The organism is Streptomyces sp. NPDC056296 (assembly GCF_042268605.1).
Taxonomy (GTDB): Bacteria; Actinomycetota; Actinomycetes; order Streptomycetales; family Streptomycetaceae; genus Streptomyces.
In genome coordinates this window covers 37,072-50,469 of the sequence record NZ_JBHJRX010000023.1, presented here as the reverse complement: position 1 = coordinate 50,469, position 13,398 = coordinate 37,072, and the positions used below count along the sequence as shown (strand labels likewise).

Annotated in this window: 12 protein-coding genes; 5 read left to right on the top strand and 7 right to left on the bottom strand. The window is 74.5% G+C overall.

The window, feature by feature from the left end; all coding sequences use genetic code 11:
* Positions 1 to 189: 189 nt before the first annotated feature.
* Positions 190 to 2,010: a hypothetical protein gene (locus ACFCZF_RS18620; RefSeq protein WP_376672575.1), complete on the bottom strand. Its 1,821-nt coding sequence runs from the start codon at positions 2,008 to 2,010 to the stop codon at positions 190 to 192.
* A gap of 53 nt (positions 2,011 to 2,063) precedes the next feature.
* A complete protein-coding gene (locus ACFCZF_RS18615; protein ID WP_003977410.1) occupies positions 2,064 to 2,258 on the bottom strand; it encodes a hypothetical protein in 195 nt (64 codons plus the stop codon).
* A 299-nt stretch (positions 2,259 to 2,557) separates the two neighbouring features.
* Between ACFCZF_RS18615 and ACFCZF_RS18610 the strand changes: the two genes are divergently transcribed.
* The 5 genes from ACFCZF_RS18610 to ACFCZF_RS18590 all read left to right on the top strand — a co-directional run bounded on the left by ACFCZF_RS18610 (position 2,558) and on the right by ACFCZF_RS18590 (position 8,509).
* The gene (locus ACFCZF_RS18610; protein WP_210961399.1) at positions 2,558 to 2,950 is read left to right on the top strand and encodes an ankyrin repeat domain-containing protein; all 393 of its coding nucleotides are present in this window, start codon (positions 2,558 to 2,560) and stop codon (positions 2,948 to 2,950) included.
* A gap of 334 nt (positions 2,951 to 3,284) precedes the next feature.
* The gene (locus tag ACFCZF_RS18605; RefSeq protein ID WP_376672574.1) at positions 3,285 to 4,703 is read left to right on the top strand and encodes a HEAT repeat domain-containing protein; all 1,419 of its coding nucleotides are present in this window, start codon (positions 3,285 to 3,287) and stop codon (positions 4,701 to 4,703) included.
* A gap of 679 nt (positions 4,704 to 5,382) precedes the next feature.
* Complete coding sequence (locus ACFCZF_RS18600; protein ID WP_376672573.1) at positions 5,383 to 6,510, top strand: glycosyltransferase family 4 protein; 1,128 nt, start codon at positions 5,383 to 5,385, stop codon at positions 6,508 to 6,510.
* Positions 6,507 to 7,664, top strand: a complete 1,158-nt coding sequence (locus ACFCZF_RS18595; protein WP_376672572.1) for a glycosyltransferase — start codon at positions 6,507 to 6,509, stop codon at positions 7,662 to 7,664. The genes ACFCZF_RS18600 and ACFCZF_RS18595 overlap by 4 nt, the downstream gene beginning before the upstream one ends.
* Positions 7,661 to 8,509: an SGNH/GDSL hydrolase family protein gene (locus ACFCZF_RS18590; RefSeq protein ID WP_376672571.1), complete on the top strand. Its 849-nt coding sequence runs from the start codon at positions 7,661 to 7,663 to the stop codon at positions 8,507 to 8,509. Before ACFCZF_RS18595 ends, ACFCZF_RS18590 begins: the two co-directional genes overlap by 4 nt.
* Before the next feature lie 272 nt (positions 8,510 to 8,781).
* On the opposite strand, the gene ACFCZF_RS18585 is transcribed toward ACFCZF_RS18590, so the two are convergent.
* Genes ACFCZF_RS18585 through ACFCZF_RS18565 form a run of 5 tightly spaced genes read right to left on the bottom strand, consistent with a single transcriptional unit; the run spans position 8,782 to position 13,264 of the window.
* Positions 8,782 to 9,651, bottom strand: coding sequence for a biotin-dependent carboxyltransferase family protein (locus ACFCZF_RS18585; protein WP_376672570.1), 870 nt, complete (start codon positions 9,649 to 9,651; stop codon positions 8,782 to 8,784).
* Positions 9,648 to 10,286: an allophanate hydrolase subunit 1 gene (locus ACFCZF_RS18580; protein ID WP_376672569.1), complete on the bottom strand. Its 639-nt coding sequence runs from the start codon at positions 10,284 to 10,286 to the stop codon at positions 9,648 to 9,650. Before ACFCZF_RS18580 ends, ACFCZF_RS18585 begins: the two co-directional genes overlap by 4 nt.
* Positions 10,283 to 11,041, bottom strand: a complete 759-nt coding sequence (locus tag ACFCZF_RS18575) for a LamB/YcsF family protein (RefSeq protein WP_376672568.1) — start codon at positions 11,039 to 11,041, stop codon at positions 10,283 to 10,285. Before ACFCZF_RS18575 ends, ACFCZF_RS18580 begins: the two co-directional genes overlap by 4 nt.
* Before the next feature lie 46 nt (positions 11,042 to 11,087).
* The gene (locus ACFCZF_RS18570; RefSeq protein ID WP_376672567.1) at positions 11,088 to 11,903 is read right to left on the bottom strand and encodes a putative hydro-lyase; all 816 of its coding nucleotides are present in this window, start codon (positions 11,901 to 11,903) and stop codon (positions 11,088 to 11,090) included.
* Between the two features lie 38 nt (positions 11,904 to 11,941).
* Positions 11,942 to 13,264 (bottom strand): MFS transporter, encoded by a 1,323-nt coding sequence (locus ACFCZF_RS18565; protein ID WP_376672566.1) that lies wholly within the window; start codon positions 13,262 to 13,264, stop codon positions 11,942 to 11,944.
* Positions 13,265 to 13,398: the final 134 nt, after the last annotated feature.

Below are 13,398 nucleotides of genomic sequence, written 5' to 3'. Positions count from 1 at the left end.
GGGGCCGCCGGGAGGGAGCGGGGCGCCTCCGTGTCCGTTCCCGGGAGATGGCGTCCTGACGGCCGACGTCTCGGCGAGCGGCTCCGGACACGAAAGACGGCCCGGGCGCCGGATCGTGGCGGGCCCGGACCGTCTTGGGGCCGGTGGGTTGGGGGATACGTGCGGGGGCCGTGGCCGACCCGGCGTTCGTCAGGAGGTCTCGGCCGCCGCCACCGCCTTGGCGGGAACCGTCTCCGGCGTGGCCGGCTCCACCGCGGTCACCTCCTGCGCCGCCGCCTCCACCGCGACTGGCGTCTCCACAGCGACCGGCGGCTTCACAGCGACCGGCGTCGGCTCGGCGACCGGCGTCGGCTCTGCGTCCGTCTCTGGCCGCTCCGGCTCGGGCTCGGGCTCGTCCGTGACGGCCTTCTCCTCGATCTTTTCGATCTTCTCGATCTTCACGATGGAGATCTTCTTCCCGGCCGCCCCCTCGTCCACGGGCACCTGCTCACCGTCCGCCGGGGTCGTGCGCGGGGGCAGCAGGTCGAGCACCGCCTGCCGGTGGGCGTCGCTCGTCGCGTCGTCGTAGGGGTCCGGAGTGGTCGGGACCTGGAGGCGGTGTACCGGTCCGGTGCCCAGGCGGGCGTACCCCCGGCCGGGCGGAACCTGGTCCACGGGCGTGGTGTGCGGGGGAGCGCCGAGCACCGTCGCCAGCTCGTCCGGCGTGGCCGGGCCGAGGACGACACGCGCGCGCGTGTGCTGCCGTACGGCGTCGCTGAGGCTGTCCAGGGAGTCCAGCTGGTCGGCGACGACCACCGTGACGTTCGCGGCGCGGCCGTGCCGCAGGGGGACCTGGAGCAGGGACTGCGGGTCCTTGCGACCGTCCGCGGCGGCCAGGTGCGGGAACGCGCTCGGCCGGTCCAGGAAGACCCACAGCGGCCGCTTGGTGTCGTCGGGCGCGGGTCGGCCCTCCTGGCGGGCCCGGTTGAGGGAGATCAGTCGGCGTTCCGTCTCGGAGGCGGCCCACTCCAGGCTGGTCAGCGCTCCGGTGAGGCCGCACTCGACGGCCAGGACACCGTCCCGGCCGACCAGGCAGGCGTACTCGCCGGTGCCGCCGCCGTCGACGATCAGCAGGTCGCCGTGGTGCAGGGCCTGCAGCGCGACCGAGCGCAGCAGGGTGGACGTGCCGGTACCGGGCTGCCCCAGGACCAGCAGGTGGGGCTCGGTCGAGCGGATGCCGGTACGCCAGACGACCGGAGGCACGTCGCGCTGCTCCTCGCCGTGGGTGAGCGGGAGGGTGCGCTGGACCCGGGTGGGGTCGGTGAAGCCGAGGACGGTCTCGCCGGGCGCCGTCACGAAGCGCTGGGCGGCGATGTCGGTGGGCAGCGCCGCGAGCACGTCGACGGAGAGGTGGTTGGCCTCCTCGTCCCAGGTGAAGCGGTACTCCCGGCCCCGGCCGGACTTGGCGGTGAGCAGGTGCTCGATCCGGGCGCGGGCCTCGGCCTCCCCGTCGGTGAAGTACGCGGGGTAGCGGATCACCAGGTGGGCGAAGCGGCCGGTGTCGTCGAACTCGTACGAGGGGAACGCCTTCTCCCACGCGCCACCGTGGGAGTACAGGGGATCGGGGTCCTCGGCGAGGGAGAAGTACGGGACGAGCGCCTCGTAGAGCGACTGGAGGCGCTTGGTCTGGGAGTCGTCGGGGCCTTCCGGCTCCGCCGGGGCGCGGTCCCTGCCCTGCCAGGCCGCCGCCGCCATCAGGGTGATGACGGCGAGCAGCGGGCCGTACGGCACCAGTGCCACGACCAGGACCACCGAGGCCACCAGGAACAGCAGCGCGCCGCGCCGGTCCTTGGGGGTCTCGCACCATCTGCGCCGCGCGGCCGCGGCCAGGCGGCGCAGACCGCGGGCGATCGTGATCAGCGGCTGGAGGACGTCGGTGGCGCTGTCGGCCGCCGTCCGGGCCAGCTCCCGGCTCCGGGCGAGCTGTGCGCCGCCGTTGCTCAGAATGCGGGGGAGGGGCCGCCGGGCCACTGCTGCCTCCTGGAAGTGCGTACGTGTGGATGTCGGGCGGGGGCGTGGGGGCGTCAGAACTTGATTCCGCCGAGGAGGCCCGCCAGGCTCTCGCCGCCTGCCTTGATGCTCGGGGCGATGGCCGTACTCGCCAGATAGAACCCGAACAGGACCGCGACCAGCGCGTGCGAGGCCTTGAGGCCGTCCTTGCGGAAGAAGATGAAGACGACGATGCCGAGCAGGACCACGCCTGAGATCGAGAGGATCATGTGAGTTCTCCTGGTTCGCGGGGACAGTCACCATGAGTACTTCCAGGCTCACAGCATGTATCCATACGATAAAAGGTGCAAATGGGGGAAATTTGCAGGAATTGCCCCACCTGGCGGAGTAGTCCTTGGGCCGGTTGAGCAGGGCTGTTGCGCCCTGCCGGGTCCGTGCTGATCTTTACCTCGGGCACTTCGGCTCATGTGCGGCGCGAGCCAGTACCCTGGCGATTCACTCGCACGGCCGCACCGCTCGCGGCCGTGCGCACAGTCCCCGGCATGCGTAGTGAGAGGTGGTCCGGCCGATGAGTGAAGCCCCCGACCCGGAGGTCGTGGAGCTGGCGACGAAGATCTTCGATCTGGCCCGGCAGGGACGGACCGAGGAACTGGTGGCCTATGTGGACGCCGGCGTTCCCGCCAATCTCACCAACGACCGCGGCGACTCCCTCGTCATGCTCGCCGCCTACCACGGCCACGCCGACGCGGTGCGCGCGCTGCTGGCCCGTGGCGCCGAGGCCGACCGCGTCAACGACCGGGGTCAGACCCCGCTCGCCGGCGCCGCCTTCAAGGGTGAGACGGAAGTGACCAGGGCGCTGCTGGAGGCCGGCGCGGATCCGTCCGCGGGCACGCCCTCGGCCGTCGACACGGCGCGGATGTTCGCCCGGACCGAGCTGCTGGAGCTGTTCGGCGCTCAGTGACCGGAAGCCCATCCGGTACTGCTCCGGGTCTGCTCCACTCTTTCTGACCAGGGAAAATACGAATAACGGGGGAGGCGGTACCAGGCCGCCGAAATTTCGGTCGCGGCAGATGTGACCGCCGGGCCATCATGACGACGTGGTTCACGGACGTGATGGCTGGGCAGATGTTGCCGCACCGCGCGGGCCGTGACACGGCCCGCAAGGGCCACCGACGAGAGGCAGAGGAACATGGTCTTCAGCAAGCAAGAGACGGCGGGCGCTCCGACGTGTTGGCGCACGGCCAGGTAACGCGTGCTCCCCGGTTGCGTCGACGCTTGATGTGAGGCTGTTTCCCATGTTCGATCCGGTCATAGCGCCCAGCGGTACGCTGCTCGGCCTGCTTCAGCGGGGTCGCGGCGACGGCACGCTGCATGCGCTCACCGCTCCGCGCGCCGAAGCGCTCGCGGCACTGAACCACTGCGTGCTGCACGACCCCCGCCACGACTGGCAGGTCGAGAACCGCTCCCTCTACTACGCCCGCCTCTACCTCGACCTCACCGGCGAGCTGGACGCGATCGAGGCCCACCTCTTCGACCCCGAGGACATCCTCGAGGCCGACGAGTCACGCACCGGGCTGGCCCTCGCGGTCCTCGGGCACCTGGCCTCCTACGGCAGGCTGGACGCGCTCCAGCTGTTGCGCAGGTACGCCGCCCACGGCGTCAACTGGGCGTGGGCCCTGGACGAACTGGCGCTGCGCGACGACGACGCCGGTCTGCGCTCGCTCGCCGCGCCCGTCCTGGCACGCTTCCCGCACGATGCCGAGGGAGACGCCGAGCTGGCCGTCGCCGTGCGGGACGCCTTCGAACCCCGGCCCTGGCGGCTGTGGGCCGACGATCCGCGCGAATCGATCGCCACGCGTGTGCGTGCCGCTCACGAGACGGGCTGTTTCGACCGCTGGCAGCGGCAGATGAGTCCCACCGGACCGCGTCCGGGCTGGAGCGTGCGGGCCGTCTTCGAGTGGGCCCAGCAGGGCGTCGAGCGCGGCGCCGCGCTCCATGTGCCGGCCGCCCGGTGTCTCACGGCCGTCGCCGGCCCCGAGGACCGGCCCGAGATCGTCGAGGCCGCGCGGTCCGGCGACGAGGGCGCCCGCTGCACCGCCCTGCGTTATCTCGCCGACGGCAACGATCCGGACGCCCTCGGCCTGATCGAGGGCGCCGTGACCAACGGCTCGACGCCGGTCGTGGAGGCCGCCGTCGCCGCCTTCGAGCGCATGCGCAGCCTCGCCGCCGTCGACCTGGCGCGCCGCTGGGTGCACCGACCCGACGCCTTGGGCGCCGCCGCCGGGCGGGTACTCGCCTGCCGGGGCGGAGCGCAGGACCGCGACCTCGTCCTCGCCGCACTGCGGGAGGCGGTACGCGGTGAAGGCCCCGACGCGCCGACCCTGTGGACCCTCGTCGACGGCACCGGACGGCTCGGCATCGCCTGCGCCGCGCCCGTACTGCGCCACATCTACCGCGAGACCGCCTCCTCCCACCTGCGCGGCCGGGCCGCCCGGGCGCTGGCCGCCACCGACCCGTCCTTCGCCGCCGGGTTCGCCATCGAGTGCCTGTGGGACTGCGAGGAGACCACCCGCGAGATCGCCGCCCGCCACGCCGAGACCGGCGACAACCGCGTCGTCGAACGGCTGCGCAGGCTCGCCGCCGATCCGGCCGAGGAGGACGAGGTCCAGACGGCCGTACGCAGCCGCTTCGGACCGGACGCGCCGGCCGTGTGAGCGAACGGGGTCGGCCGTGTGAGTGGGTAGGCCGGCCCGAGGCGGCTCTGGCGGAACGGACGGAGAAGCCTGTCCGGGCCCGTGGCCGTCCTTCCGCACTGACGCGGCCCGCCCCGGGCCCCGCCCCACCGGTCCACGAAGACCGGGTCCCGCGCGCGCCAAGCGGTCCCGGAGGCCCGAAGCCCGCCGGAGGCCGGACAGAGGGACTCCCGGCACGGGCGGCGCCCCTCCGTCGCCGACGGCGGGGCGGCTCCGCGCGCGGGCGTCACCCCCCACGTGCCGTCGGGGGTCACACCCCCCGTGCCGCCGGGCGGCAGCCTCCCGCCGTGCCGTCGGGGGGTCTCACCCCCCCCCGTGCCACCGAGCCTCCCGCCGTGCCGTCGGGCAGCCCCCGCTCGTGCCGTCGGGCAGCCCCTGCTCGTGCCGTCGGGCAGCCCCTGCTCGTGCCGCCGGGCATCACCTCCCGTGCCGCCGGGCATCAGCCCCCCGTGCCGTCGGGCGGCAGCCCCCCGTGCCGCCGGGCGGCAGCCCCCCGTGTGAACGACGGATGGCCCGTGGGTACGGCGGGTGTGGCCGCGATCTGGCCTGCCCGGGTGGGCAGGGCAACGCTCATGGGACGTTCCTCGGCCGGAAAGATCGACGTTGACGCGAGCACGTCCAGTCCGGCGACAACACCGGTATGCGTGTCGTCATCGTGACCGAATCCTTTCCCCCCGATGTGAACGGCGTCGCCCACTGCGCGCTCCAGACCGCCCGGCACCTCGTCGACCGCGGTCACGACTGCGTCGTCGTCGCCCCGGCCACCGCTCCGGGCAACGCGGCGGACACCTCCGCCGCGTGCCCCCTCGTCCGGATCCCCTCCCTCCCGCTCCCCGGCTACCCCCAGGTACGCGTCGCCCTCCCCAGCCGCCGCGTGGCCGCCGCGATCGCCGAACACCGCGCCGACCTCGTCCACCTGGCCAGCCCCTTCGTCCTGGGCGTCCGGGGCATGGCCGCCGCCGCCCGGCTCGGTGTCCCCGCCGTGGCCGTCTACCAGACCGACCTCGCCGGATACGCCCGTACGTACATGGGAGCGGGCGAGGCGGCCGCCTGGCGGCGGATCCGCTCCGTGCACTCCGCCGCCGACCTCACCCTCGCCCCGTCCGGCGCGGCCCTGCGCGACCTCCGGGCGCACGGTGTGCCCCGGGTCTCGCTCTGGCCGCGCGGGGTGGACACCGTCCGCTTCCGGCCCGACCGGCGCGACGAGTCGCTCCGCCGCGAACTGGCCCCCAACGGTGAGCTGATCGTCGGCTACGTCGGCCGGCTCGCCCCCGAGAAGCAGGTGGAACTGCTCGCCGGGGTCTGCGGCCTGGACGGCGTGCGTGTCGTGATCGTCGGCGACGGACCCAGCCGGCCCGGCCTGGAGCAGGCGCTCCCCGGCGCGCTCTTCCTCGGCCGCCGTACCGGGGACGATCTCGCCCGGGTCTTCGCCTCACTGGACGTCTTTGCGCACACCGGCCCCTTCGAGACGTTCTGCCAGACCGTGCAGGAGGCCATGGCGAGCGGCGTGCCCGTCGTCGCGCCCGCCGCGGGCGGGCCGCTGGACCTCGTCGCCCACGGGCGCACCGGGCTGCTCGTGCCGCCGCGCGACGCCGCCGCCGTACGGGACGCGGTGTGGTCGCTGACCGCCGACCCCGCGCTGCGGGCCGCGTACGGGGCGGCCGGGCGGGCGGCCGTCGAGGGGCGCACCTGGGCGGCCGTCGGCGACCGGCTGATCGGGCACTACACGGACGTCCTCGCCTCACGGAAGGCGGTGCTCGCGGCATGAGCGCGCTGCGGATCGTCCGGCTCGCCAACTTCGTCGCACCCTCGTCCGGCGGCCTGCGCACCGCGCTGCGCGAGCTCGGCAAGGGCTTCCGTGCGGCCGGACACGACCCCGTCCTCGTCGTCCCTGGCGAGCGCGCCGACGACCGGGAGACCGAACAGGGCCGGGTGATCACCCTCCCGGGACCGCTGCTGCCGGGCACCGGGGGCTACCGCGTCCTCACCGGCAAGCGGCGCGTGGCGGCGCTGCTGGAGGAGCTGGCACCCGACCGGCTGGAGGTCTCCGACCGGACCACGCTGCGCTGGACCGGCAAGTGGGCCCGGCGGGCCAGGGTCCCCGCCGTGATGGTCTCCCACGAGACCACCGACGGTGTGCTGCGCACCTGGGGCCTGTCCGAAGAGGCGGCCCGGCGCACCGCCGACGCCCTGAACATCCGCACGGCGCACACCTACGCGCGCGTGGTGTGCACCACGGAGTTCGCCGAGCGGGAGTTCGTCCGCATCGGCGCCCGCAACGTCGTACGGGCTCCCCTGGGCGTCGACCTGGCCGGGCGGCACCCGGCGCTGCGCGATCCGGCGCTGCGCGCCCGGTACGCGCGCGTGGACGAGACGCTGCTGGTGCTGTGCTCCCGGCTGTCCGTGGAGAAGCGGCCGGGCACGGCGCTCGACGCGCTGGCGGCGCTGCTTCGGCGCGGCGAGCGGGCGGTGCTGGTGGTGGCGGGGGACGGGCCGTTGCGCCCGCGGCTCGAACAGCGGGCGCGGGAGCGCGGGCTGCCGGTGACCTTCCTCGGCCACGTCGCCGACCGCGGGCTGCTCGGCGCGCTCCAGGCGTCCGCCGACGTGTGCCTGGCGCCCGGACCGGCCGAGACCTTCGGACTCGCCGCGCTGGAGGCGATGGCCTGCGGCACGCCCGTGGTGGCCAGCGCGTCGTCGGCGCTGCCGGAGGTGATCGGCTCCGCCGGGGCCGTCGCCGCCGACCACGGGGAGGCCTTCGCGGACGCCGTGGACCTGCTCCTCGGACGCCGGGAGGCGGACCGGCGGGAAGCGGCACGCGCGCGTGCGGAGTGTTTCGGCTGGGACGCGGCGGTCCGCGCGTTCCTGGCCGCGCACGACGCGACGGTCCCCACGCTTCCCGCGCTGCCGGAGGCCGTGTCATGAGACGCCTCCGGTTCGTGGCCCTCGGCGACTCGCTGACCGAAGGCGTGGGGGACCCGGTGCGGAACGGGTGGCGCGGCTGGGCCGCGCTGCTCTCCGCCGGGCTCGCCGAGGAGCCCGTGGAGTTCACCAACCTCGCCGTCAGCGGGGCGCAGGCCCGGGACGTTGCCGAGCGGCAACTGCCCGCAGGTCTCGCCCTGCGTCCCGACGTCGCCTCCGTCGTCGTCGGCGTCAACGACACCCTGCGCTGCTCCTTCGACCTCGGGGCCGTCGCCGCCCGGCTCGACACGGTGTACGCCGCCTTCACCGGACAGGGCGCGCTCCTGCTCACGGCGTGCCTGCCGGACCCCGGGGCGATGCTCGGGCTGCCGGGAGCGCTGGCCCGCCCACTGGCCCGGCGGCAACGGGCGGTCAACGCCGTCGTGCACGCCCTGTCCGACCGGTACGGGGCCGTGCACCTGCACGCGAGCGAGGGCGACTGGATCACGGACCGCGCGATGTGGAGCGCGGACCGGCTGCACCCCGGCGAGGGGGGCCACCGGCAGCTGGCCCTGCGCTTCCACGCCCTGCTCGCCGAGCGCGGCGACGCCACCGGGCCCGCGCCCTCGCCGGAGAACGAGTTCCCCGCTCCCACCAGGTCGGCGAGCCTGTGGTGGCTGGCCACGGCCGGCACCGGCTGGGTGGCCCGGCGCTGTACGGACCTGCTGCCCCAACTGCTGACGCTGGCCGCCGACGAACTGCGCCACTACGCGCGCGGGACGAGCGCCCGGCTCGACCTGCGCACGTCCGCCGCGGTCTCCGCCGCGCTCGCGGCGCTGTCGACGACGGAGCGACCGGAGGCGGCGTGACCGGCAGTGCCCGCGACCGTGCCGGTACGGTCGCGCGACGCCGTGGACGGAGGGCGGACCACACCGGTACCCCGGCGCGGGCACCTCGCCGTCGTCGTACGGCGTCGGTGCTCGCGCACGGCCGTACGCGGACCGGCGGCACCCGGGGTACGGGGCAGTGTCGCGGTGTCGGTGTACGGCGACGAAGCGCACCGGCGCCCCCGGTGGCGTCTGGGCCGGCCCGGGCATGATCGTGCCGCGGCGTCGGCGTCGGCGCGGGTGGTGTCGCGGTGTCAGGGTCGGTGCACGGCGACGAAGCGCACCGGCGTCCCCGGTGGCGTCTGGGCCGCCGCCGGGAGGTCGGCGGTGCGGACCACGCCGATGACCGGGTAGCCGCCGGTCGTCGGATGGTCGGCCAGGAACACGACCGGTCTGCCGTCGGGCGGCACCTGAACCGCGCCCAGCACCATGCCCTCGCTGGGGAGTTCGCCCGGGCGGGCGCGTCGCAGTGCCGGTCCGTCCATGCGCAGTCCGATGCGGTTGCTCGCGGGCGATACCCGGTACGCGCGCGAGGTGAACGTCCGTACCGCCTCCGGCGTGAACCAGTCGGCGCGCGGGCCCGGCGTCACCCGCAGGACCAGCTCCGCCGGGGGCGCCGGCTGCGGGGCGACGTCCACGCGCGCGTGCTGCCCGCGCGGCCGACCCAGGGGCAGCACCGTGCCGTCCGTGAGGGGCGGTGGCCCGAGGCCGGACAGCAGGTCGGTGGAGCGGCTACCGAGGACCGGCTCGACGAGGATGCCGCCGGAGACGGCCACATAGCTGCGGACGCCGGAGTCGGCCGCTCCGACGTTCAGCAGCGCGCCGGCCGGCACGTCGACCGGCGCACCCCAGGGCACCGGCCGTCCGTCCACTGCCACGGGGCAGGGGGCGCCGCCGACCGCCACCGTCACCGCGCATCGTGGACGCACGGCGCAGCCGGTGAGCGTGGTCTCCAGGACGGCGGCGTCGGGCGGGCATCCGACGAGCCGGAGGACCAGCGCAGCCGCGGGCGCGTCGAGCGCCCCGGAGCGGGGCACGCCGAGGTGCGCGTGCCCGGGGCGGCCCCGGTCCTGCACGGTGGTCAGGGCCCCGGCCCGGACGACGGCGAGCGCACGGTCCGTCATGAACCCCCCTGATGCTCGTACAGGTGCCCACGGGCGACGAACCGCACGCGCGTGCCCGGCGACAGCAGCGCCGCCGGCACGCGCGTGTGGTCCCACAGCACGGCGTCCGTGGTACCGATCAACTGCCAGCCGCCCGGCGACGAGCGCGGATACACGCCGGTGTACGGACCCGCCAGTGCCACCGAACCGGCCGGGACGGCCGTACGCGGAGTGTCCCGGCGCGGGACGTCGTAGCGCGCGGGCAGACCCGTGAGGTAGCCGAACCCGGGCGCGAACCCGCAGAAGGCGACGTGGAACTCGGTACCCGCGTGAACGCGGCCCACCTCGTCCTCCGCCACGCCCCAGTGCGCGGCGACGTCGGCCAGGTCCGGACCGTCGTAACGGACCGGGATCTCGACCACGCGCCCCGCGCGCGGGGGAGCGGACGGCACCTCGGCGGCGGCCAGTTCGGACGCCAGCCGGGCCGGGTCGGTGAGGCCGTCGAGGAGGACGGTGCGGGCCGCGGGGACGATCTCCCGCGCCGCGAGAGTGCCCTCCGCGCGGCGCCGCAGCAGCTCCGCGTGCAGCGCCTCGGCCTCGTCGCCCGAGGAGACCTCGACGAGCAGGGCGTCGTCGCCGACCGGCAGGACGTTCATGCGAAGGCCTCCACGCGGACACCAGACGCCTCCAGCCGCTGCCGGACCCGGCGGGCCAGTTCCACCGCGCCGGGCGTGTCGCCGTGCACGCACAGGGAGCGGGCCCGGACCTCGACACGTGCCCCGGAGCGGGCGGTGACCGTGCCGGAGACGGCCAGGCCCACCGAGCGCTCCACGACGTCGTCCGGATCGGCGACCACGGCGCCCTCCTGCCCGCGCGGCACGAGCGTCCCCTCGTCGGTGTAGGCGCGGTCGGCGAACGCCTCCGTGACGACCGGCAGCCCGGCCCGGCCCGCCAGCTCCAGCACGCGTGAGCCGGGCAGCCCGAGCACGGGCAGCGCGCCCCCCGCGAGGAGCACACCGTCGACGACCGCCGCGGCCTGCTCCGCGTCCCGCACCACCCGGTTGTACAGGGCACCGTGCGGCTTGACGTACGCCACGCGGGAGCCGGCCGCGCGCGCGAACACCTCCAGGGCGCCGACCTGGTAGGCCACCTCGGCCGCCAGCTCGGCGGACGGCACGTCCATCGCGCGCCGCCCGAAACCGGCCAGGTCCCGGTAGGAGACCTGGGCGCCGATCGTCACGCCCCGCTCGGCCGCCAGCTCGCACACCCGCCGCATGGTGACCGGATCCCCGGCGTGGAAGCCGCAGGCCACGTTGGCGCTGGTGACGACCGAGAGCAGACCCTCGTCGTCGGTGAGCCGCCAGCGGCCGAATCCCTCGCCGAGGTCGGCGTTGAGGTCGATCGAGGTCATGTCTCCAGTGTCTCCGGTTTCCGGCCTGTGTCGGGACATCCCGGGATCAGGCCACGCGGTACTGCTCGTCCCGTGCGTCGGTGAGGAACATCTGCCCCGGCGCGTGGGTGAGGGCGAAGGGCGGACGCGAGGCCATGACCGCCGCCTGCGGGGTCACCCCGCACGCCCAGAACACCGGGATGTCGTCCGGCCCGGCGTCCACCGGGTCGCCGAAATCCGGCCGGTCCAGGTCGTCGATGCCGAGCGCCGACGGGTCCCCGCAGTGCACCGGGCTGCCGTGCACGGCGGGGAGCAGACTGGTCTCGCGGATCGCCGCCGACAGGTGAGCGGGCGGCACCGGGCGCATGGACACCACCATCGGCCCGTGCAGCCGCCCGGCCGGACGGCACTGCCGACCGGTGACGTACATCGGGACGTTGCGCCCCTGCTCGACGTGGCGGATCGGGACGCCGGCCGCGGTCAGCGCCCACTCGAAGGTGAAGCTGCAACCGATCAGGAACGACACCAGGTCGTCCCGCCAGTGCGCGCGTACGTCCGTCGGCTCGTCCACCAGCTCGCCGTCCCGCCACACCCGGTAGCGCGGCAGATCGGTGCGCAGGTCGGCGCCGTCGGCGAGCGCGGTGCTCCAGGACCCGGCGTCCGTGACGTCGAGGACCGGGCAGGGCTTCGGATTGCGGGTGCAGAACAGCAGCATGTCGTACGCCCACTCGGCGGGCACCGAGATCAGGTTGGCCTGGGTGTGGCCGGCCGCGACCCCGGCCGTGGGGCCGGTGAGCCCTTCCCGGAAGCGGGAGCGGGCCGTTTTCGGGCTCCACGCGCGCGCGTGCTCGTCGACGAGGGTGACGGGACGGTCCTCGGTCATGTGGTGGGAGTGCCTCACGGCCCCGTGGTCCGAGTGCTTCACGCCAGTTCCCTTCCGCGTGTCTCCGGCAGCCCCAGCAGTGCCAGCGCCGCGATGCCGTAGCCGATGGCGCCGAAGACCAGCGCGCCGCCCACGCCCCAGCTGTCGGCCAGGAAGCCGACCGTGGTCGGGAACACGGCACCCACCGCGCGCCCGGTGTTGTACGTGAAGCCCTGGCCGGCGCCGCGTACGGCCGTCGGGTACAGCTCGCTCAGATACGAACCGAAGCCGCTGAAGATCGCCGACATGCAGAAGCCGAGCGGGAATCCGAGCACCAGGAGCAGGGTGTTGGCGCCGCTGGGGATGTTCGCGTACGCCAGGATGCACAGCGCCGACAGCAGCGCGAAGAGCCAGATGTTGCGCTTGCGGCCCAGCCGGTCGGTGAGATAGCCGCCGGTGAGGTAGCCGATGAAGGCGCCCGAGATGAGGAAGGTCAGATAGCCGCCGGTGCCGACGACCGACAGGTCGCGCTCGTCCTTCAGATACGTCGGCACCCAGGTGGCGAGGGTGTAGTAGCCGCCCTGGACGCCGGTGGAGAGCAGGCTCGCCCAGAGCGTGACGCGCAGCAGGCCCGGCGAGTCGGCCGTGCCCCGCTTGAAGATCGCCGCGAACGAGCCCTTCCCGGCGCCTTTCCCGCGGGCCTCGGCGGCCTGGGGCGCGTCGTGGACGCTGCGCCGCACCCAGACCACGAGCAGCGCGGGCAGCGCGCCGGTCCAGAACATGACGCGCCAGGCCAGATCGTCGCCGACCAGCGAGAACACCAGCGTGTACACGACCACGGCGAGCGCCCAGCCCACGGCCCAGGAGCTCTGGATCGCGCCGAGGGTACGGCCCCGGTGCTTGGCGCTCGCGTACTCGGCGACCAGGATCGCGCCGACCGCCCACTCGCCGCCGAAGCCCAGGCCCTGCAGGGCGCGGAAGACCAGCAGCGTCTCGTAGTTGGGCGCGAAACCGCAGGCCACCGTGAAGACGGCGTAGGTGATCACGGTGAGCAGCAGGGCCTTGACCCGGCCGACGCGGTCCGCCAGGACGCCCGCGAGGGCGCCGCCGACCGCCGAGACGACCAGCGTGACCGTCGTGAGCAGACCGGTCTGACCGCTGTCCAGACCGAAGTACGCGGCCAGCGCGACCATGGTCAGCGGCAGCGTGAAGTAGTCGTACGAGTCGAGCGCATAGCCGCCGAACGCGCCGCCGAAGGCGCGTCGACCCCGCGGGCCGAGGGCGCGCAGCCAGCCGAACGCGCCGTCGTCCGAGGGGTGTTCAGCCGAGCCGGGAGGACGGCTCTCGGAGGACAGGGCCTGCGGTGGAGGGGTTGTGCTCATGGGCACCTCGCAGTGGGAGGACGGAGGGTGCTTGTCGAGAGTGAGCCGGTCGGTGCGGCGGCGCGGGTGGGGGAGCGGGCGCCGTGTCTTCACTTCATGGCACCGTAGAGGATCGTTCAACGATCCCTCAATAC